Here is a 547-nt window from a genome sequence, read left to right on the forward strand (position 1 = left end):
ACCCCTGTAGTAGGTGAGCGCGGGAGTGACGCAGGATGGTAGCCGGCCGCGGCGGTGGTTGTCCGTGGTCAAGCGTGTGGCCCGTCCCCCAGGCAAATCCGGGGGGCTTGTGGGTGAGGCGTGATGATGGGAGGCGTTTGCCTCGATATCCGGTGATCCAATGCTGTCGAGAAAAGCTTCGGCGTGAGGCTTCTTGCCGCCCGTACCCGAAACCGACACTGGTGGTCAGGTAGAGAATACCAAGGCGATCGAGCGAATCCTGGCCAAGGAACTCGGCAAATTGCTCCCGTTCCTTCGGTTTAAGGGAGGCCCCCGTGGGTGACCGGACCTGCTCCGCGAGCCCGTGGGGGTGGCACATGAGAGGGGGTAGCGACTGTTTACCAAAAACACAGGAGCGTGCGAAGGCGCAAGCCGCGGTATACGCTCTGACGCCTGCCCGGTGCCGGAAGGTTAAGAGGATCCGTCAGCCTTCGGGTGAAGCGGTGAATTCAAGCCCCGGTAAACGGCGGTGGTAACTATAACCATCCTAAGGTAGCGAAATTCCTTG

General features: G+C 60.9%; 1 rRNA gene. It reads left to right on the forward strand.

What is annotated here, in order from left to right:
• Nucleotides 1-547, forward strand: a 23S ribosomal RNA gene (locus tag CSQ87_RS10655); the annotation flags it as partial.

This window comes from Bifidobacterium simiarum (genome assembly GCF_002802905.1).
Lineage (GTDB): Bacteria > Actinomycetota > Actinomycetes > Actinomycetales > Bifidobacteriaceae > Galliscardovia > Galliscardovia simiarum.